15 protein-coding genes are annotated in these 17,930 nt (G+C 69.7%); 8 read left to right on the top strand and 7 right to left on the bottom strand.

The features are described 5' to 3' along the window. Positions 1-79: 79 nt before the first annotated feature. Both FHW79_RS02190 and FHW79_RS02185 read right to left on the bottom strand, forming a co-directional pair. A complete protein-coding gene (locus FHW79_RS02190; RefSeq protein ID WP_183177449.1) occupies positions 80-2,053 on the bottom strand; it encodes an adenylate/guanylate cyclase domain-containing protein in 1,974 nt (657 codons plus the stop codon). 105 nt (positions 2,054-2,158) lie between these two features. Beyond that, positions 2,159-3,625 (bottom strand): M48 family metalloprotease, encoded by a 1,467-nt coding sequence (locus tag FHW79_RS02185; protein ID WP_247884123.1) that lies wholly within the window; start codon positions 3,623-3,625, stop codon positions 2,159-2,161. An 84-nt stretch (positions 3,626-3,709) separates the two neighbouring features. Between FHW79_RS02185 and FHW79_RS02180 the strand changes: the two genes are divergently transcribed. The 7 genes from FHW79_RS02180 to FHW79_RS02150 all read left to right on the top strand — a co-directional run bounded on the left by FHW79_RS02180 (position 3,710) and on the right by FHW79_RS02150 (position 10,962). After that, positions 3,710-4,561: a thermonuclease family protein gene (locus FHW79_RS02180; protein ID WP_183177448.1), complete on the top strand. Its 852-nt coding sequence runs from the start codon at positions 3,710-3,712 to the stop codon at positions 4,559-4,561. A gap of 69 nt (positions 4,562-4,630) precedes the next feature. Then, positions 4,631-5,581 (top strand): prolyl aminopeptidase, encoded by a 951-nt coding sequence (gene pip / locus FHW79_RS02175; RefSeq protein WP_183177447.1) that lies wholly within the window; start codon positions 4,631-4,633, stop codon positions 5,579-5,581. A 166-nt stretch (positions 5,582-5,747) separates the two neighbouring features. Beyond that, a complete protein-coding gene (gene rpmI / locus FHW79_RS02170) occupies positions 5,748-5,948 on the top strand; it encodes a 50S ribosomal protein L35 (protein WP_145675796.1) in 201 nt (66 codons plus the stop codon). A gap of 21 nt (positions 5,949-5,969) precedes the next feature. After that, positions 5,970-6,341 carry a 50S ribosomal protein L20 gene (gene rplT / locus FHW79_RS02165; protein ID WP_014238729.1) on the top strand — a complete coding sequence of 124 codons (372 nt, stop codon included), beginning with the start codon at positions 5,970-5,972 and terminating at the stop codon, positions 6,339-6,341. Between the two features lie 122 nt (positions 6,342-6,463). After that, entirely contained in the window at positions 6,464-7,531 is a 1,068-nt protein-coding gene (gene pheS, locus FHW79_RS02160) for a phenylalanine--tRNA ligase subunit alpha (RefSeq protein WP_183177446.1), read from the top strand. Positions 7,532-7,544: 13 nt separating this feature from the next. Next, positions 7,545-9,941, top strand: coding sequence for a phenylalanine--tRNA ligase subunit beta (gene pheT / locus FHW79_RS02155; protein WP_183177445.1), 2,397 nt, complete (start codon positions 7,545-7,547; stop codon positions 9,939-9,941). 511 nt (positions 9,942-10,452) lie between these two features. Beyond that, on the top strand, positions 10,453-10,962 hold the full coding sequence (locus FHW79_RS02150) for a response regulator (RefSeq protein WP_247884122.1): 510 nt from the start codon (positions 10,453-10,455) through the stop codon (positions 10,960-10,962). A 43-nt stretch (positions 10,963-11,005) separates the two neighbouring features. Here the strand turns inward: FHW79_RS02150 and FHW79_RS02145 are convergent, their stop codons facing one another. The 3 genes from FHW79_RS02145 to FHW79_RS02135 all read right to left on the bottom strand — a co-directional run bounded on the left by FHW79_RS02145 (position 11,006) and on the right by FHW79_RS02135 (position 14,722). After that, entirely contained in the window at positions 11,006-12,592 is a 1,587-nt protein-coding gene (locus FHW79_RS02145) for a DUF3369 domain-containing protein (protein WP_183177444.1), read from the bottom strand. Between the two features lie 156 nt (positions 12,593-12,748). Next, on the bottom strand, positions 12,749-13,708 hold the full coding sequence (locus FHW79_RS02140) for an SH3 domain-containing protein (protein ID WP_183177443.1): 960 nt from the start codon (positions 13,706-13,708) through the stop codon (positions 12,749-12,751). 105 nt (positions 13,709-13,813) lie between these two features. Then, positions 13,814-14,722, bottom strand: coding sequence for a LysR substrate-binding domain-containing protein (locus tag FHW79_RS02135; RefSeq protein ID WP_183177442.1), 909 nt, complete (start codon positions 14,720-14,722; stop codon positions 13,814-13,816). A gap of 144 nt (positions 14,723-14,866) precedes the next feature. Between FHW79_RS02135 and FHW79_RS02130 the strand changes: the two genes are divergently transcribed. Next, the gene (locus FHW79_RS02130; protein ID WP_183177441.1) at positions 14,867-15,037 is read left to right on the top strand and encodes a hypothetical protein; all 171 of its coding nucleotides are present in this window, start codon (positions 14,867-14,869) and stop codon (positions 15,035-15,037) included. A gap of 8 nt (positions 15,038-15,045) precedes the next feature. Here FHW79_RS02130 and FHW79_RS02125 read toward each other — a convergent pair whose 3' ends face one another. Together FHW79_RS02125 and lepA are read right to left on the bottom strand one after the other, a co-directional pair. Further along, positions 15,046-15,810, bottom strand: a complete 765-nt coding sequence (locus FHW79_RS02125; protein WP_348984024.1) for a hypothetical protein — start codon at positions 15,808-15,810, stop codon at positions 15,046-15,048. A 149-nt stretch (positions 15,811-15,959) separates the two neighbouring features. Further along, positions 15,960-17,762 carry a translation elongation factor 4 gene (lepA, locus tag FHW79_RS02120; protein WP_145683251.1) on the bottom strand — a complete coding sequence of 601 codons (1,803 nt, stop codon included), beginning with the start codon at positions 17,760-17,762 and terminating at the stop codon, positions 15,960-15,962. Between the last annotated feature and the right edge of the window lie 168 nt (positions 17,763-17,930).

Raw genomic sequence — 17,930 nt, 5'->3', positions numbered from 1 at the left:
CTTGCCCCCACACCGCCTCTCCCCTGCGACAGCGGGGGAGGGTCGGTGTGGGGGCGAGTTGTGCTGGGCCAAAGCCCGTCTACGCCTTCTCTTCCTCCCGAACCGCCCCCGCACCATCTCCGCTGCCGTCGTCATCCAAAGTCACCCGCCACACCTCGGTCGTGCCGGTGCGGCCGCGGAGCGTGCGGGCGCCGACGCAGTCCAGCGGGGCGGCGCCGTCGCCCTGGAAGGCGGTGGCGGCGCTCGACAGGACGATCACCTCCTCGTCCCCCTGAAGGGCGGAGGCCAGCTCCTCGATGCGGGCGGCGACGTTCACGGTGTCGCCGACGATCGTGTAGTTGATCCGGCTCGCCGACCCGATGTTGCCCACCACCACCGGCCCGGAATGCAGGCCGATGCGCACGCGGATCGCCGGCAGCCCCTCCGCCGCGCGGCGGCGGTTGCCCTCGCGCACGGCGCGGGTGATGGCGTGGGCGGCACGCAGCGCGCGGGCGGCGTGGTCCGGCTGCTCCTCCGGCGCGCCCCAGAAGGCCATGATGGCGTCGCCGATGAACTTGTCCACCGTGCCGCCCTCCGCCTCGATGCAGTTGGCGAGCAGGGTGAAATGCTCATTCAGCAGCGCGGCGGTGTCGGCGGCGCCCATATGCTCGGCCATGCGCGAGAAGCCGCGGATGTCGGTGAACATCACCGTCACCTCCCGCTCCTCCGACTGGAAGCTGGTCAGGCCGCCGCGGCGGTGCATCAGCCGCAGCACCAGGGCCTTCGGCACATAGGTCTCGAACCAGCGCAGCCCGGCGACCATGGCGTTGAAGGCGCTGTTGGCGCGGGCCAGCTCGCGCAGGCGCGAGTCGGGAAGCTCGTCGATCGCGCGGAAATCGAAGGTCCGGACATGGTCGGCCGCTTCGGCCAGATGGGCCACCTGGGTGCTGATGCGCCGCCCGACGATCAGCGCCACCGCCACCGAGATCAACAGGATGCCCAGCCCGGCGAGGCCGGTGGTGTAGAGGCGGCGGACCTCGGCGCTGGCCTCGTTGGCGCGGAAACTGATGCCGATGGTCCAGTCCTGCTGGCCGTAGCCGGCCATGCTGCGCATCAGGAACAGGTAATCCTCGTCCAGCACGTTGACGATCCGGCCCTCCACCCGCTTCTTGAGGGCGTCCACCGGCTGGCCGGTCTGCCAGAGCGCCGCCAGCGCCGGGTCGGCCACCTGGTCGATGCGCGGCAGGGGCGGGCCGTCGGTCTTGGTGGAGAAGTCGAATTTCATGCCGGCCAGCGACGGGTGGGCCAGCACATGCTGCCGGTCGAACAGGACGAAGGCGTTCAGCCCCTGCTCCACATAGAGCGTGGACAGGAAGCGCGACAGGTCGCCCAGCGACACGCCGACGACCACCTGCCCCAGGTAGACGCCGTTGCGCCGCACCGGCTGGAACAGGGTGACGAAGCTGGTCCCCGCCTCCTTCGACCACAGCGGGTCGGCCCAGACGGCGGTGGTGCGGTCGGCGCCGTTGCGCAGCTCCGGTCCCAGCTCCGGCTCGTGGCGCAGGTCCTCCCGCCCGATGTGGAGCTGGTTGCCCAGCCGGTCGGCGCGCAGGCCGGTGCGGTCGGGATGGAAGAAGGCGATGCCGGTCACGTCCGGCGCCCCGGCCAGCGCGCCGCGCAGCGTGTCCTGGAGCGAGCGCGAATCGGCGGGGTCCAGCTCCCCCCGCTCCATCAGTCCGGCCACGAAACGGGCCATGTCCCGCGCGGGGTTGAGCTGGTTGCGGATGCGCACCTCCACCCCCGACAAAGCGAGGTCGGCGCGGTCGTTCAGCAGCGTGAAGGTGTTGCGGCTGGCGCTGACGAGGCCGAGCACCAGCACGCTCGCCACCGCCAGCAGCATCAGCGACCCGAAGCCGGCCACCAGCACCGCCGCGATGGGCAGGCGCAGGCGCGGACGGCCCAGCGCGGGCGGGCGCGTACGGCGCGGACCACCCTTTTTGCGCACGGCTTCCTTCTGCCGGGCGGCGCGCAAGCCGGTTTGCAGAAAACGCCGTTTGGGGGGGTGGTCAGCCATGGCGCGGAGCCTACAGGACGCACGCGGCCATCGGCAATCGGCCATCGCGCCGCGTCCCGCAACGGTCACCCCCGTGTCAACCGGGCGCCGTCAACCGGGCGTTCCTCAGCCGGTGATGATCTTCACCGGACGTCCGGGCTGGATCGGCGCGCCCGGCGGAAGATCGTTGATGATCCGGAACAACTCCTCCGCGTAGGGTTCCCGCGGCATCTGGCGGACAAAGCTCTCGACGCTGTCGCCGGGCCGGGCGGTCTGCACGCGGATGCGCCGGGGCTGGTAGGACGCGGCCTCCTGTTGGGTCAGCCGGCGGAAGCTGGTGGCGGTCTGGCGGAAATCGGCGTCGAAGCGCGACAGCGCGCCGCCGGGGGCCAGGAAGGTGAAGCGGTAGAGCGTGCCGGAGTCGGCGCGGATGGCGACCAGCCGGACGTCCACCGCCCCGGCGTCGGTCTTGCCCTGGGTCAGCGCGGTGGCCGCCGGCATGCCGTTGACGGTGAAGGATTGCAGGTCCCGCAACGGCGCCCCCTGCGCCCAGGTGCCGGTCAGGTAGGCGGCGGGGTCGCGCACGCCCGGCGCCTTGCCGCCGTCGAAGACAATCGCCCCGCCGTTCGGCCCCTTGGCGATCACCTGCTGCGCCCCGTTGAGCAGGCTGTAGCCCTGCGGCACGTCGAAGGCGATGCCCAGCTCCGGGTGGGCGAAGCTGCGGCCGCGGACGAAGCCGTTCTCCGGGCTGTCGCCGTAGATCACCCCGTCCATCGCCGCCATGTAGGGATCGACGGGCCGCGCCCCGCGGGGCAGCTCGCGGGCGATGGCCGCCGCCTCGTCGACGCGCGACGCGGTCTGCGGGTGGGTGGCGAAGAAGTCGAAGCCGCCCTCCGCCGCCCCCTTGCCGGCGCGCAGGCCGGAATACTGGGTGTCGCGGCGCATGGTTTCCAGGAAGGTCGCCATGGCGAAGGGGTCGTAGCCGGCGCGGTGCAGGTACTCGATGCCCAGCCGGTCGGCTTCCGTCTCCTGGCCGCGGGAGTAGCGGGCGAGCAGGGCGGTGCCGCCGATGTTGGCGATCTGCGCCAGCTCCGGGCTGCCCAGCACGAGGCCGATGCCGGCGGCGAGCAGCCCCGCGATGGTCTGGTTGGTCTGCCGCGCCTGGCCATGGTGGGCGATGACATGGCCGATCTCGTGCCCCAGCACGCTCGCCACCTCCGCCTCGTCCTTGGCGAGCGCCAGCAGGCCGCGGGTGATGTAGACGTAGCCGCCGGGCAGGGCGAAGGCGTTGACCACGTCGCTGTCCAGCACGGTGAAGGTCCAGGGGCCGGAACGGTCGGTCTGGGCGGCCAGCCGGTTGCCGAGTCCGGTGATGTAGGCCTGCAGCCGCTGGTCGGGGTAGGCCCCGCCATACTGGGCGAGGATCTTGGGATGCTCCTGCGCGCCGATCGACTCCTCGCTGCCGCCGAGGAGCTGGGCGCTGGCCGGGGCACAGGCCGAGGTGAGCAGCAGGACGGCCAGCCCCGCGGCGGCGATCCGGCGCAGCGGAGACGGGGAAGACGGCTTGCGTTCGGTCGTCGGTTCGGGCGTCATGAGTCGTCATATCGGATGGGGGCTGGCAGAGATCAAACTCCCCATCCGCTCCGCCTGTTCCACGGCTCCTTCCCATCGCCTGCCATGCCGCGCCGCATTCTTTCGCTGACGCTGTCCGCCCTGCTGCTGATGGCGACCACCGCCGGCCCGCCGGAGCTGCGCGTCGCCGCGGTGACCGACGGCGCCACCCTGCTGCTGGAGGACGGGCGCAGCCTGCGTCTGGCCGGGATCGAGCCCGCCGCCCCGCCCATGGGGGCGGAGCCGGGCCAGAGCTGGCCGCTGGCCGAGTCGGCGCGGCTGGCGCTGGCGGAGCTGGCCGTCGGGCAAAGCCTGACGGTGCGGGGGGAGACGCGGACCGACCGGCACGGCCGCCTGTTGGCGCAGGTGGAACGCGGCGACGGGCTGTGGCTCCAGGGCGAACTGCTGGCGCGCGGCCTCGCCCGCGTGCACACCCGGCCCGACGCCCGCGCCCTGGCCCGCGAGATGCTGGCGGCGGAGGCCGGCGCGCGGGCGGCGGAGCGCGGCATCTGGCGGACCCGCGCCTATGCGGTGCGGCCCGCCGACCCCGACGCGCTGCGCCGGGACCGCGACAGCTTCCAGATCGTCGAGGGGCGGGTGCTGCGGGTGAGCAAGGCGGGCGGCGACGCCTATCTGGATTTCGGCGAGGACTGGCGGACCGACGTCACGGTGCACATCGGGCGGGCCGCCTTCCCGGCCTTCGTCGCCGCCGGCATCGACCCGCTGTCCTACGAAGGCCGGACCGTCCGGGTGCGCGGCTGGGTGGGCCTGCGCGCCGGCCCGCTGATCGAGGCGACCCACCCCGAGCAGATCGAGCGGCTGGACGACGAGCGGCTGGATGGCCCCGGCCCGCCGGTCCGCGCCGCACGACGCAATCCATTCCCGCCGCCGGAGCCTTCCGACGACGAGGAGGAGTGAGCCTGTGGCGGACGACGGACGGGCGTCCTACACTTGCTTCCAATCGGCCCGGACTGACAGGACCTCTTCATGCCCCGCAGCGAGCTTTTCCCGCCCATCGACCCCTACCAGACCGGCTTCCTGCCCGTGGACGAGATCCACACGCTCTACTGGGAGCAGTCGGGCAACCCGCGCGGCGTGCCGGTGCTGTTCCTGCACGGGGGGCCGGGGGCGGGCGCCTCGCCGACGCACCGGCGTTTCTTCGACCCCGGCCATTACCGCATCGTCGTGATGGACCAGCGTGGGGCGGGCCGCTCCACACCGCTGGGCGAGGTCCGGCGCAACACGACCGAGCTTCTGGTGGAGGACGCCGAACGGCTGCGCCGCCATCTGGGGATCGAGCGCTGGCTGCTGTTCGGCGGAAGCTGGGGATCGACCCTGGCGCTTGCCTACGGGCAGACCCATCCGGAACGCTGCCTGGGGCTGATCCTGCGCGGCATCTTCCTGATGCGGAAGACGGAGATCGACTGGTTCCTCTACTCCATGCGCACGATCTTCCCGGAGGCCTGGGCCGCCTTCGCCGGCCACATCCCGCCGGAGGAGCGCGGCGACCTGCTGGAGTCCTACTGGCGGCGGCTCAATTCCCCCGACCCCGCGACCCGCATGGCGGCGGCGCGGGTGTGGAGCCTGTACGAGGGCTCCTGCTCCTCGCTGCTGCCCTCGCCGGAGCTGATCGCGACGAGCGCAGAGGACACCCACGCGCTGGGCCTCGCCCGCATCGAGGCGCATTACTTCCGTTCCAACCGCTTCACCCCGGAGGACAGGCTGCTGCGCGACGTGCACCGCATCCGGCATCTGCCGGGGGCGATCGTCCAGGGCCGCTACGACATCGTCTGCCCGATCACCAGCGCCGACGAGCTGCGCCGCGCCTGGCCGGAGGCCGATTACCGCGTGGTGCCCGACGCCGGCCATTCCGCCATGGAGCCGGGCATCCGCGCCGCCCTGGTCCAGGCGACGGAGCGCTTCAAGGAATACCGGTAGGGGAGAGGGGGCGCCGGGTCCCCTCATACCTCTCCCGCAATCGCTCCCCCTTGCGTTGCGGCGTGGCCGCGCGTATAACCCTGCGCTCCAACGGGCGGCGAGGCCGGGTCCGAGACCCAGGGCATGCCCAACCGTCAGTCGGGAACATCCAACGCAAGGATTGAAAATGCCCAAGCTGAAGACGAAGAGCGGCGCCAAGAAGCGCTTCAAGGTGACCGCCACCGGTAAGGTGCGCGCCCAGGCGGCCTTCAAGCGCCACTGCCTGGAGCAGAAGAGCCCGAATATGAAGCGCAACGCGCGCGGCATGATGACCCTGGCCGAGCCGGACCAGAAGATCGTGCTGAAGAACTGGCTGCGCAACGCTTGATATCGTAAGGGAATCTGAACCATGGCTCGTGTTAAGCGCGGCGTCACCACGCACGCCCGTCACCGCAAGATCCTGAAGCTCGCCAAGGGCTACCGGGGCCGCAATTCCAAGAACTTCCGCATCGCGATCGAGAAGGTCGAAAAGGCCCTTCAATACGCGTATCGCGACCGCCGCAACAAGAAGCGCGATTTCCGCGGCCTGTGGATCCAGCGCATCAACGCCGGTGTGCGCCAGTACGGCCTGACCTACTCGCGCTTCATCAACGGCATCAAGCTGGCCGGCATCGAGATCGACCGCAAGGTCCTGTCGGATCTGGCCGCCCGTGAGCCGGAGGCCTTCAAGGCCATCGTCGATCAGGCCCAGGCCGCTCTCGCCTCCAAGGCCGCCGCCTAAAGGGTTCGCCGCGCAAGCGGAAACCCCGGTCCGGCGCCGGACACGAAAGAAGGGAGCCGTGCCTCTGGGCCGGCTCCCTTTTTCTTTACGCTCGCACTTCCTTATGGCTCGCGGGAAATGACATGCTCGATGCGCTGAAAGACGAACTCCTGTCGCAGGTCAACGCCGCTGGCGACCTCGCGGCCCTCGAAGAGGTGCGGGTCACCGCGCTCGGCAAGAAGGGGCGCATCACCGGCTTCATGAAGGAGCTGGGCGGGCTGTCGCCCGACGAACGGCGCGAGCGCGGCCAGCAGCTCAACGCGCTGAAGGACGAGATCGCCGCGGCCATCGACGGCCGCAAGGCCGATCTCGCCCGCGCCCATCTGGAGGCTCGCCTCCAGGCCGAGCGCATCGACGTCACCCTGCCGGTCCGTCCGGAGACCGAGGGGCGCATCCACCCGATCAGCCAGACCATCGACGAGATGGTGGCGATCTTCGCCGAGATGGGCTTCAGCGTCGCCGAGGGGCCGGACGTCGAAGACGACTTCCACAACTTCACCGCCCTGAACTTCCCGCCGGGCCACCCCGCCCGCGACATGCACGACACCTTCTATCTGCCGGACTCCGGGGATAAGAAGATGCTGCTGCGCACCCACACCAGCCCGGTGCAGGTCCGCACCATGCTGAACAAGAAGCCGCCGATCCGCATCATCGCGCCGGGCCGCACCTACCGGTCCGACTACGACATGACCCACACCCCGATGTTCCACCAGATCGAGGGGCTGGTCATCGACGAGGCGACCCACATGGGCCACCTCAAGGGCTGCCTGATCGAGTTCTGCCGCGCCTTCTTCGACGTGGACGACCTGCCGCTGCGCTTCCGCCCCAGCTTCTTCCCCTTCACCGAACCATCGGCGGAGGTGGACATCGGCTGCTCCCGCAAGGGCGGCGAGCTGAAGCTCGGCAACTACGGCGACTGGCTGGAGATCCTGGGCTGCGGCATGGTGCACCCCAACGTGCTGGAAGCCTGCGGCATCGACAGCACCAAGTACCAGGGCTTCGCCTTCGGCATGGGGATCGAGCGCGTGGCGATGCTGAAATACGGCATCCCCGACCTGCGCACCTTCTTCGAAGCCGACCTCCGCTGGCTGAAGCATTACGGCTTCGTGCCGCTCGACGTTCCCAGCATGGCCCAGGGCCTGACGCGCTAAAGGAGCCGGACCCATGAAGTTCACGCTGTCCTGGCTGAAGGACCATCTGGAGACCGACGCCACGCTCGACCAGATCGTGGAGAAGCTGACCGCCCTCGGCCTGGAGGTCGAAGGGGTGGAGGATCGCTCCCGGGAGCTGAAGCCCTTCCGCGTCGCCCACGTCGTCTCCGCCGAGAAGCACCCGGACGCCGACAAGCTGCGCGTCCTGGTCGTCGACACCGGCACCGAAAAGCTCCAGGTCGTCTGCGGCGCGCCCAACGCGCGGGCCGGCCTGAAGGGCGTCTTCGCGCCGGAGGGGGCCTACATCCCCGGCTCCGACATCACGCTGAAGAAGGGCGTCATCCGCGGCGTCGAGTCGAACGGCATGATGTGCTCCGAGCGCGAGCTGAAGCTGTCGGAGGAGCACAACGGCATCATCGAGCTGCCCGAGGACGCGCCGGTCGGCGTGGCCTACGCCGACTATGCCGGCCTCGGCGATCCGGTCATCGACATCAGCCTGACGCCCGACCGCGCCGACTGCGCCGGGGTGCGCGGCATCGCCCGCGACCTCGCCGCCGCCGGTCTGGGCACGCTGAAGCCGCTGGCGGCGGAGCCGGTCAAGGGTGCCTTCGCCAGCCCGTTCGGCGTGACCATCGAGGCGCCGGACGCCTGCCCGATGTATGTCGGCCGCTATTTCCGCGGCGTGAAGAACGGCCCGTCGCCGAAGTGGCTGCACGACAAGCTGGTCGCCATCGGCCTGCGCCCGATCTCGGCGCTGGTCGACATCACCAACTTCATCACCTTCGACCTGTCGCGCCCGCTGCACGCCTTCGACGCCGACAAGGTGAAGGGTGGCATCGTCGTCCGTCTGGCCCGCGAGGGCGAGACGCTGGCGGCGCTGAACGGCAAGGAATACCCGCTCGACCCGGGCATGACGGTCATCGCCGACCATGAGCGGGCCGAGGCTCTGGGCGGCATCATCGGCGGCGAGGCGTCGGGCTGCACCGAGACGACGGTCAACGTCTTCCTGGAGGCGGCGATCTTCGACACCGTGCGCACGGCGCAGACCGGCCGCAAGCTGGGCATCGAGTCGGACGCCCGCTACCGGCTGGAGCGCGGCGTCGATCCGGCGGCGGTCGTGTCGGGGATGGAGCGCGCCACCCGCCTGATCCTGGAGATCTGCGGCGGCGAGGCCTCCGACCTGGTGATCGCCGGCGAGGAGCCGCAATGGCGCCGCACCCTGACGCTGCGTCCGGGCCGCGTCGCCGCGCTGGGCGGCGTCGAGGTGCCGCGCGACGAGCAGACCCGCATCCTGATCGACCTCGGCTGCGAGATCGTCGGCGAGGATGTGGACGGCACCCTGCGCGTCGTTCCGCCCTCCTGGCGCGCCGACATCCACGGTGAGGCCGATCTGGTGGAGGAGGTGCTGCGCATCCACGGCTTCGACGCCATCCCGGCCACCCCGCTGCCGCGCGAGAGCGTGCTGACCCGTCCGGCGCTCAGCACCAAACAGCGCCGCGTCGGGCTGGCCAAGCGCACGCTGGCCGTGCGCGGCCTGTCGGAAGCCGTCACCTGGTCCTTCATGGCCGGTCCGGTGGCCGAGCTGTTTGGCGGGGTTGGCGAGGGGCTGACGCTGGTCAACCCGATCAGCGCCGACCTCGACGTGATGCGCCCGTCGATCCTCGGCAACCTGATCCAGGCCGCCGGGCGCAACGCCGACCGCGGCCATGCCGACGCCGGCCTGTTCGAGGTCGGCCCGGCTTTCCGCAAGCCGTCGCCGGACGGGCAGGACATCGTGGCCGCCGGCATCCGCGCCGGCAACGCGGTGCCGCGCCACTGGGCGGAGAAGGCCCGCGGCGTCGACGCCTTTGATGCCAAGGCCGACGCGATGGCCGTGCTGGAGGCCGCCGGCGCGCCGGTGACCAACCTGCAGGTCACCACCGACGCGCCCGGCTGGTACCATCCGGGCCGCTCGGGCGTGCTGCGCCTCGGCCCGACGGTGATGGCCCGCTTCGGCGAGATCCACCCGACCGTGCTGGGCACGCTGGGCGTCAAGGGTCCGGTGGTCGGCTTCGAGGTGTTCCTGGACGCCATTCCGCTGCCCAAGAAGAAGGGCGGCACGGCGCGCCCGCTGGTCCAGCTCTCGCCCTTCCAGCCGCTGGAGCGCGACTTCGCCTTCGTCGTCGGCAAGGACGTGGAGGCCGACAAGCTGATCCGCGCCGCCAAGGGCGCCGACAAGGCGCTGGTCAAGGACGTGACCGTCTTCGACGTCTACCAGGGCACCAACCTGGAAGAGGGCAAGAAGTCCGTCGCCCTCTCCGTCACGCTCCAGCCGACCGAGCGCACCCTGACCGAGCCGGAGATCGAGGCCATCGGCCAGAAGATCGTCGCCGCGGTCGCCAAGGCCACGGGCGGCAGCCTGCGCAGCTGACGCCAACGCATCCAAAGGCTGCGGACCCGCGGAAGGGTTCAATTTCGTGAGACAAAGTTCGGGCCTCCGCCGCAAGGTGGGGGCCCGTTGTTTTTCGGTATCCGGACGGAACGGGTGCTGATGTGGACAGTTCAAAGGATTGTTCCGGAGTCGACACGTCCGGATTCGCAGAGCAAGCTGTGCCCCGTTGTTTGGAAGACGTTTTGGCATGGCATCCGGACGTGCCTCATATGCGCTTTTTCAGAGTTGAACAGGGTTTGTCCATCAGATAAAGCGAATGAACATAGGTTTGCAAAGCATACGTCCGTATTGTTGGGATGCTGCGGATCGCTGACTATAAATTTCAAAAATGAAAAGTTTTCTTTCTGCGATACATGGCGGTCATTCCAAAAAACTCGTTAGGCCGATATTTCGATTTTTTTAATATCTTTCGTCCTTTTTTGAAGCGGTCATGTGGAAAACGGCGCGGGGTACCCTGGCTCCGCCGCCCTCAGCCCTGGTGAAGAATCCAATGGTGAGCTTAACGAACGATCACGCCAAAACCGCCTCCGTCCTCGCCATGACCGGGGATGCCGGCAATGGTTCGGTGGATGGCGGCGGCGCGTTCCGCCGCGAGGGTGGTGAAGGAGGAGCGCCGGCCGAAGCCAGCCGGCTGGTCATCGTCGTGGACGACGACCGGTCGATCGTGGAAGGTCTGGCGCTGCTTCTGGAGGCCTGGGGGTACGATGTGCTGACCGCCCTGTCGCTGAACGAGTTGGCGCAGCGGCTGCCGCAGGCACCCGGCCGTCCTGGGCTGGTCCTTGCCGATCACTTCTTGCCGGCCGGCGGCACGGGCGCCCAGGCGGTGGAGATGGTGCGCGCCCATGTCGGCGCCATGGTGCCCGCCCTGATCCTGACCGGCGACACGATGCCGGAACGCCAGGCCGAAGCCGCCGCCCTGGGCTGCCGGCTGTTGCACAAGCCGGTGCAGATCGGTCCGCTGAAGGACATGGTGGACACGCTGATGAGCGGCGCCGGCTGACCGCCTCCGCGCACCCCGCCGGGCGCCGGAGCCGGTTCCGGCGTCATTCCCGGCGCAGGCTGCCGGACACCGCCAGGAAGGCGTCGACCACCAGCGGATCGAACCGGCTGCCCGACAGGCGGCGGATATCCGCCACCGCCACGTCATGGTCCAGAGCCTTGCGGTAGGGGCGGTCGCGGGTCATGGCGTCGAAGCTGTCGGCCACCGCGACGATGCGGGCGCTCAGCGGGATGGCATCGCCCTGCAGGCGGTCGGGATAGCCGGTGCCGTCCCAGTTCTCATGATGCGACCGGGCGATCTCCGCCCCCAGATGCAGATGCGTCCGTCCGTCGGAGCGGCGGCTGGCGCGGTCCAGCAGGTCCCAGCCCGCGATGGTGTGACCCTGCATGACGGCCCGCTCCTCCGGGGTCAGCGGCCCGGTCTTGCCGAGAATGGCGGGGTCCAGGGTGGCGTTGCCGACGTCGTGAAGGATGGCCGCCAGACCGACCGATTCCAGGAACACCGTGTCGAGGATGGCGCGATGGTGCCCCTCCTCGGCCAGCCGGCGGGCGATGCGGTCGGTCACCAGGGCGATGCGCGGGCCGGTCTCGGCCTCCGCGCTGGGATGGCCGGCGCGCTCCGCCAGGTCGGCCATGGCGATGACGGTGTGCTCCTGGCTGCGCCGCAGCTGCTCGAAGAGATGCAGGTTGTCGAAGCCGACGGAGATCTTGCGGCAGAACACCTCGATCAGGTTGCGGTCGAGGTCCGACAGAGGCCGGTCGGAGCTCAGATAGACCACGTTCTCCCGGTCGTTCGGCGTGCGGATGTAGAGCGTGCAATGGTCGGCGGCGTAGCGGTTGCTGCGCGTCTCCAGGCAGCGCTTCACCTCCGCCAGAACGGCGGGCTCGACATGGTTGGCCGCCGGCTCGTCGATCAGCGTCTCGAACCGGCCGGACCCGGCCAGGACGTACAGCCCGTCCGCCGCGCCGTTGATGACCGGGCCGCGCTGCACGCACAGGATGGCGTCCGGCCCGACGCCGAGGATTCCCGAGAGCTGCGTCAGCACTCCGGCGGCGAACAGCTTCATCGAGCGCGCCTGGAACAGCGACGACGACGCCTCGATGATCTTCTCCAGCCCGCGCCGGTTCATCTCGATCGCCATGATGTCCTCGTAGGACCGCAGGGCGGCGACCGTGGTGGTGAACAGCTGCTGGGCGGTGAGCTGCGTCTTGGCCTTGTAGTCGTTGATGTCGTAGTCGAGGATCACCGCGCGCTCCGGCGCCTGGCCGGGCTGGCCGGTGCGCAGGATGATGCGGACGTGGCGGTTCTTCAGCTCCTCGCGGATGTGGTGGACGAGCTGCAGCCCGGCGTCGTCGGTTTCCATCACCACGTCCAGCAGGATGATGGCGATGTCCTCCTCCCGCTCCAGGATCGCCCGCGCCTCCGCGGCGGAATAGGCGGAGATGAACTGGGCGGAGCGGCCCTTGTAGGCGAAATCGGCCAGGACGAGCTTGGTGATGGAATGCACCTCCGGCTCGTCGTCCACGATCATCATCTTCCACCGGTTCCCGGTGGCCGGCGACCCGGTTTCGCCGTTGCCGTCGCCGTCCTGGTCGTCCAGAAAGAGGAACTCGTCGTCGGAGTCGGTCATGGGCAAAGCCTGGGGCGGAGCGGGCGGGGGTAAGAAAGATTAACACGGCACGGCCGCGCCCGCCTACCGCCACGATCGATGCATTTTCGACGAAAAAGCCAAATAATTTACAGAGAGCGCCGGGTTGCTTCCGCTTGGTGGAAAGCGGCGTGCAGATCAGAAGGTTTCCAGCTCGATCACCCAACAGTCCATGGAGCGTTGCGCCAGCGCGCCGCAGACATTGTCCACCTGGGTCCGGGTGAAGGGGCCGACGCCCATCTGGTAGGTGGTGCGGGCGCCGCGGAAGACCGGCCAGACCATCGGCGGCAGGTCGCGGTAGGCCGTCCCCGGGCCGTAGGTGAACTCCTGCCAAGCGCGCAGCCCCTCGGCGTGGCTGACATACTCGCCGAGCCGCGCGGCGAACAGCGGCCCCGGCTCGATCGGCGGCATGCCGGGCAGCGGGTAGGGGGCGACCACCCCGATCAGCCCCTCCGCCGTGGCGACCGCGCGAGTCCGCCCGGGCATGCCCAGCGTCACCCGCCCGTTCGCGGAATCGATCAGGCTGACCACGTCGCCCTTGCGCAGGGTGAAGCCGCGCCGCTTCTTGTTGTCGAGGATCTCCGTCGCCTTGACGGCGTCCGCCGCGACGACGTAGCCCTGGGCCGGCACCTGGGCGGCGATCTCCCACGCGCTGCGCGGCACCACGGCGGCGCCGCGGTGGATGACCGGCGGCTTGCCGGTCGAGGGGGGCGATCCGCCGGCGTTGGCCCCGGCGGCGGTGGCCCCCATGGCGGCGGTGATCGAGCGCGACACCATCAGCGCCGGGTCCAGCGAGTCGGAGGGCACATAGCCGATGGGCTGGCCGCCGATGGCGACCTCCGTCCAGCTGGTGCCGCGGGGCGTGCCCAACGCGTTCAGCGCCTTGCCGCGCGGCAGGGTCTGGATGATCCGGGCGTCGGCGTTGGGACCGATGCGCACCTCGATGTCGCGGTTGAGGACCACCTCGCCGGTCAGCGGCGCGCCGATGGCGACGGGGCTCTGCGCCAGGGCGGCGTCCGGGGCGAACCACATCGTCGCCGCGGTCAGGATCAGCCGCAGCGCCAGGGCGCGGAAGGCGGTGGTGGAACGCGTGCGCACGGCGGTCGGCCCCTTTGGAGGAGGGGCCATTTTGCATCGGTCCGGCCCGCCGGGGCAACCCGGCGCGTGCACGCCGGTACGGATGTCACGGAGCGGCAAGACCGGTCAGGCCGCGCGATCCCCGCCCTGGCCCCCGCCCTGGCCCCCGCCCACCAGATCGTGGATGGCCTCGGCCAGCAGGCGGACCGGCTTGGCGGCCATGCCGGGGGCGCGGTGCAGCGCGATGTCGATGTCCGGCAGGTCGGGGAAGCCGTCCGCCGCGGTCAGCCGGCGCAGGCTGGGCGGGACGGTGCACTCCTCCATGGCGGTGACCCCCAGCCCGCCCAGCACGGCGCCGTGCACCGCCACCACGCTCTTGCTGATGAAGGCGACGCGCCAGCCGCGCCCGATGCCCTCCAGCGCCGCGACGGCGAGATCGCGCACCACGCAGCCCTTGGGGAACAGGGCCAGCGGCAGCGGGTCCTCGCGTTCGATGGGGGTGGAATCGACGACGGTGGAGCGCGGCGGGGCGACCCAGGCCACCGGCTCCCGCCGCACCAGTTCGCCGCTGCGGCTGTCGGGGTGGCGGGTGACCAGGGCAAGGTCGTAGCGGCCCTTGTCGATCTCCGCCACCAGATCGGGGCTGTTGTCGCAGATCACCTCCACCGGCACGTCGGGGTAGGCGGCGGCGAAGCGGGCCAGCACGCCGGGCAGCAGCATGGTGGCGTAATCGTCCGGCGTGCCGATGCGCACGCTGGCCACCGTGGCGGGCCGGCGCATCAGCGTCAGCACCTCGTCGTTCAGGGTGAGCATCCGCCGGGCGTAGGTCAGCAGAAGCTCGCCTTCCTGGGTCAGGTGGACGCTCTTGGTGTCGCGCTGGAAGACGCGGGTGCCCACGACCTCCTCCAGCCGGCGGACCTGCTGGCTGACGGCGGCCTGGGTGCGGCCCAGCGTGTCGCCGGCGCGGGTGAAGCTGCGCGCGTCGGCGACGGCGACGAAGGCGCGCAGGAGGTCGGTGTCGAGGTTGGCCGGCATGGTCACGCATTCAAGCAGAGGGGACGCGCGGGTTCAACGCGCGAAAGGACCATCACGATCTGTGATGATCCTCATAAAGCCTATTCGTTTCCAAGATTTTCCACGCGGGCGCAGGGTGCCCTCCGATCTTGGGAGGACGGAGCGATGGGCGTGTTCGACGCGATGACGACGGTGGTGCTGGCGGCCGGACGGCTGGACCGCGAGGAGGAGCGCCGCCCGCTGACGGTGACGGTGGCAGCGCCGTCGCCGTGGCGCTTCCGGCTGCCGCGGATGCCGGCTCTGCCGGTGCTGCTGCTGACGATCCTGGTGGCGTGAGGGCCGAGTCAGGTGGCGGGCGTGCCGTCGTCGGGCTTGTCCGCCGGAGCCTCGGCCGCCGGCACCGGCTCGGGAGCCGGCGTGACTTGGGGGGTGAGGCGGATGGGCGCCGGCCCGCCGCTGTCGGGAGTCGAGGCCGCCGGAGCTTCCACGGGGACCTCTACAGGGACCTCCGCCGGGACCTCCACAGGGGGCGGGGCGGGAAGCTCCTTCGCCTCGATCGTCTCGGCGGGCCTAGAGTCCTTAGGTGCGTCCTTTTGGGCGTCCTTCGCCGCTTCCTTCAGGGCGGGAGCCGGCTCGGGGTCCGTGGAATAGTCGGCGACGATGCGGGCCTGGCTGCCGGCGATGACCAGCACCTTCTGCCCGATCTCGATGGGCTTCTCCTCCCGCTGGGTGACCGACAGAAGCTCGCCGTCCGGCTTGCGGACGATGTATTCCCAGCCCGTGGTGTCGCCGGTCACATGTTCGATCGACGTGCCAATGAGCCCGCCGATGGCCGTGCCGCCGACCGCGCCCAGCGCCGAATTGATGCCGAAGGTGCCGGACTGCGAGCCCAGCACGCCGCCCGCGGCCCCACCGGTGACGGCGCCGACGGTGCCGCTGGTGCTGATCTTGACCTGACGGAACCCGATGACGACCGCCCGCTCCACCTTGTTCGCCTGCTGGGTTGCGGTGGCGGCGTAGGTGTTGGGCGAGTAGTTCGGGGTGCAGCCTGCGAGGATGCCGACGACCAGGGCGGCGGCCGGCAGGCCGAACATGACAGTGCGCGTCACGGGACATCATCCGTTTGGAAGCCTGTCCGGGTGATAGGCGATTCCATGCGGGGAGTCATTCGACTTTTTGTGGGCTCCGGGATGCGCGGACAAAAAGAAAGCGGGCCTTGCCGGGCCCGCTTTCCGTCACGTCACCGCGAAGCCGGCGCTTATTCGTCGCCCATCTTGAGGGCGGCGATGAAGGCGCTCTGCGGGATTTCGACCTGGCCGAACTGCCGCATGCGCTTCTTGCCTTCCTTCTGCTTGTCCAGCAGCTTGCGCTTGCGGCTGATGTCGCCGCCGTAGCACTTGGCCGTCACATCCTTGCGCAGCGCGCCGATGCTCTCGCGGGCAATGATCTTGCCGCCGATGGCCGCCTGGACGGCGATCTTGAAGAGCTGGCGCGGGATCAACTCCTTCAGCCGCTCGCAGAGCTGGCGGCCGCGGCGCTCCGACTGGGAGCGGTGGACGATCATCGACAGGGCGTCCACCGGCTCGGCGTTCACCAGGATCGACATCTTCACAAGGTCGCCTTCCTCGTAGCTGTCCATCTGGTAGTCGAAGCTGGCGTAGCCGCGGCTGATCGACTTCAGACGGTCGTAGAAGTCGAAGACCACCTCGTTCAGCGGCAGCCGGTAGACCAGCATGGCGCGGGCGCCGGCGTAGGTCAGCTCGATCTGCTGGCCGCGCCGCTCGGTGCAGAGCTGGAGGATGCCGCCCAGATATTCGTCGGGCAGCATGATGGTGGCCTTGATCCACGGCTCGTCGATGCGGTCGATCTTCATCACGTCCGGCATGTCGGCCGGGTTGTGCAGATCCATCACCGTGCCGTCGGTCATGTGCAGCTTGTAGACCACCGACGGCGCGGTGGTGATCAGGTCCAGGTTGAACTCGCGCTCCAGCCGCTCCTGGATGATCTCCAGATGCAGCAGGCCGAGGAAGCCGCAGCGGAAGCCGAAGCCCAGCGCCGCCGACGTCTCGGCCTCGTAATGGAAGCTGGCGTCGTTCAGCTTCAGCTTGCCCAAGGAATCGCGCAGCCGTTCGAAGTCGGCGGCGTCCACCGGGAACAGGCCGCACCACACCACGGGGATGGAGGGCTTGAAGCCAGCCAGCGGCTCGGCCGCCGGGCGGCGGTCCTCAGTGATGGTGTCGCCGACCTTGGTCAGCGTAATGTCCTTGATGGCGGCGGTGATGAAGCCCATCTCGCCCGGCCCCAGCTCGCCGGTCAGCAGCGCCTTCGGGGTGAAGACGCCGACGCGGTCCACCTCGTGGGCGCTGCCGGTGGACATGAAGCGGACCTTCTGGTTCACCTTCAGCCGCCCGTCCACCACGCGCACCAGGATGACCACGCCGAGATACGGGTCGTACCAGGAATCGACCAGCAGGGCCTTCAGCTCGCCGTCGGCGTTGCCCTTGGGCGCGGGCAGGCGCTGCACCACGGCTTCCAGCACGGCGTCGATGTTCAGGCCGGTCTTGGCCGAGATCTCCACGGCGTCGGTGGCGTCCAGGCCGATCACGTCCTCGATCTGCTGCTTCACGCGGTCGGGCTCCGCCGCGGGCAGGTCGATCTTGTTCAGGACCGGGATGATCTCGTGGTTGTTGTCGATCGCCTGATAGACGTTGGCGAGCGTCTGCGCCTCGACGCCCTGCGAGGCGTCCACCACCAGGATCGAGCCCTCGCAGGCGGCGAGGCTGCGGCTGACTTCGTAGGCGAAGTCGACGTGGCCCGGCGTGTCCATCAGGTTCAGCGTGTACTGCTGCCCGTCCTTGGCCTTGTAGAGCAGGCGGACGGTCTGCGCCTTGATGGTGATGCCGCGCTCGCGCTCGATGTCCATGCTGTCGAGCACCTGTTCGCGCATCTCGCGCGAATCGAGGCCGCCGCACTGCTGGATCAGCCGGTCGGCAAGGGTCGACTTGCCGTGGTCGATGTGCGCGATGATCGAGAAATTGCGGATGTGCGAAAGGTCAGTCATCGGTGCCCGGAGCCCTGGTTTGGGCCGGAACATAGGGCGGACGGACGATGTGCGCAATGGCGGCGTGGGGGCTGATGCCGCGCCCCCCGGGCTCATTTCTGGTCGCGTCGGCGTTTCTCGTGAATTGCCGCGACAACTTCCAGGGTGCGAGAGCCCGCCTGTGACGTC

Origin of the sequence: Azospirillum sp. OGB3 (assembly GCF_014192915.1) — a bacterium.
Lineage (GTDB): Bacteria > Pseudomonadota > Alphaproteobacteria > Azospirillales > Azospirillaceae > Azospirillum.
This window is presented reverse-complemented; position numbering and strand designations above follow the sequence as displayed.

Bases quoted from the DNA above. Each gene is read 5' to 3' on its own strand.
- pheS (WP_183177446.1), top strand. From the start codon at position 6,464: ATGCTCGATGCGCTGAAAGACGAACTCCTGTCGCAGGTCAACGCCGCT.
- lepA (WP_145683251.1), bottom strand. From the start codon at position 17,762: ATGACTGACCTTTCGCACATCCGCAATTTCTCGATCATCGCGCACATC.
- FHW79_RS02180 (WP_183177448.1), top strand. From the start codon at position 3,710: ATGCCGCGCCGCATTCTTTCGCTGACGCTGTCCGCCCTGCTGCTGATG.
- FHW79_RS02130 (WP_183177441.1), top strand. From the start codon at position 14,867: ATGGGCGTGTTCGACGCGATGACGACGGTGGTGCTGGCGGCCGGACGG.
- FHW79_RS02150 (WP_247884122.1), top strand. From the start codon at position 10,453: ATGGTGAGCTTAACGAACGATCACGCCAAAACCGCCTCCGTCCTCGCC.
- rpmI (WP_145675796.1), top strand. From the start codon at position 5,748: ATGCCCAAGCTGAAGACGAAGAGCGGCGCCAAGAAGCGCTTCAAGGTG.
- FHW79_RS02145 (WP_183177444.1), bottom strand. From the start codon at position 12,592: ATGACCGACTCCGACGACGAGTTCCTCTTTCTGGACGACCAGGACGGC.
- FHW79_RS02185 (WP_247884123.1), bottom strand. From the start codon at position 3,625: ATGACGCCCGAACCGACGACCGAACGCAAGCCGTCTTCCCCGTCTCCG.
- pheT (WP_183177445.1), top strand. From the start codon at position 7,545: ATGAAGTTCACGCTGTCCTGGCTGAAGGACCATCTGGAGACCGACGCC.
- FHW79_RS02135 (WP_183177442.1), bottom strand. From the start codon at position 14,722: ATGCCGGCCAACCTCGACACCGACCTCCTGCGCGCCTTCGTCGCCGTC.
- pip (WP_183177447.1), top strand. From the start codon at position 4,631: ATGCCCCGCAGCGAGCTTTTCCCGCCCATCGACCCCTACCAGACCGGC.
- FHW79_RS02190 (WP_183177449.1), bottom strand. From the start codon at position 2,053: ATGGCTGACCACCCCCCCAAACGGCGTTTTCTGCAAACCGGCTTGCGC.
- rplT (WP_014238729.1), top strand. From the start codon at position 5,970: ATGGCTCGTGTTAAGCGCGGCGTCACCACGCACGCCCGTCACCGCAAG.